The organism is Desertivirga brevis (assembly GCF_017355835.1).
Genome location: NZ_JAFEWF010000023.1, coordinates 1 through 1,604 on the forward strand (window position 1 = coordinate 1; position 1,604 = coordinate 1,604).

Annotated in this window: 1 rRNA gene; it reads left to right on the plus strand. The window is 50.3% G+C overall.

Annotated features, from left to right (window positions below):
- Positions 1-48 precede the first annotated feature (48 nt).
- Positions 49-1,569 (plus strand): 16S ribosomal RNA (locus J4N25_RS26670).
- Positions 1,570-1,604: the final 35 nt, after the last annotated feature.

Sequence of the window (1,604 nt, forward strand, 5' to 3'; positions counted from 1 at the left end):
AACGATTCTATTTGAGATATAATAGGGTCAGAGAAACAAACATTCATTACAATGGAGAGTTTGATCCTGGCTCAGGATGAACGCTAGCGGCAGGCCTAATACATGCAAGTCGAACGCGATTGGGGAGCTTGCTCCCCATGAAAGTGGCGCACGGGTGCGTAACGCGTATGCAACCTACCTTAATCAGGGGGATAGCCCGAAGAAATTCGGATTAACACCGCATAATATAACAGAATGGCATCATTCAGTTATCAAATATTTATAGGATTAAGATGGGCATGCGTGACATTAGTTAGTTGGTGAGGTAACGGCTCACCAAGACGACGATGTCTAGGGGATCTGAGAGGATGACCCCCCACACTGGTACTGAGACACGGACCAGACTCCTACGGGAGGCAGCAGTAAGGAATATTGGTCAATGGGCGGAAGCCTGAACCAGCCATGCCGCGTGCAGGAAGACTGCCCTATGGGTTGTAAACTGCTTTTGTCGGGGAATAAACCTTCTTACGTGTAAGAAGCTGAATGTACTCGAAGAATAAGGATCGGCTAACTCCGTGCCAGCAGCCGCGGTAATACGGAGGATCCAAGCGTTATCCGGATTTATTGGGTTTAAAGGGTGCGTAGGCGGCTTTTTAAGTCAGGGGTGAAAGACGGTGGCTCAACCATCGCAGTGCCTTTGATACTGAAGAGCTTGAATGGACCTGAGGTAGGCGGAATGTGACAAGTAGCGGTGAAATGCATAGATATGTCACAGAACACCAATTGCGAAGGCAGCTTACTAAAGTCTAATTGACGCTGAGGCACGAAAGCGTGGGGATCAAACAGGATTAGATACCCTGGTAGTCCACGCCCTAAACGATGAACACTCGATGTTAGCGATATACAGTTAGCGTCTAAGCGAAAGCGTTAAGTGTTCCACCTGGGGAGTACGCCCGCAAGGGTGAAACTCAAAGGAATTGACGGGGGCCCGCACAAGCGGAGGAGCATGTGGTTTAATTCGATGATACGCGAGGAACCTTACCCGGGCTTGAAAGTTACTGAATGATCCAGAGACGGATCAGTCCTTCGGGACAGGAAACTAGGTGCTGCATGGCTGTCGTCAGCTCGTGCCGTGAGGTGTTGGGTTAAGTCCCGCAACGAGCGCAACCCCTGTGAATAGTTGCCAGCATTTAAGGTGGGGACTCTATTCAGACTGCCTGTGCAAACAGAGAGGAAGGAGGGGACGACGTCAAGTCATCATGGCCCTTACGTCCGGGGCTACACACGTGCTACAATGGACAGTACAGAGGGCCGCTACTTAGTAATAAGATGCCAATCTCAAAAAGCTGTTCACAGTTCGGATTGAGGTCTGCAACTCGACCTCATGAAGTTGGATTCGCTAGTAATCGCGTATCAGCAATGACGCGGTGAATACGTTCCCGGGCCTTGTACACACCGCCCGTCAAGCCATGAAAGCTGGGGGTACCTGAAGTACGTAACCGCAAGGAGCGTCCTAGGGTAAAACCGGTAATTGGGGCTAAGTCGTAACAAGGTAGCCGTACCGGAAGGTGCGGCTGGAATACCTCCTTTCTAGAGCCGATGGAATTGCCCGTTATGTTACAGAT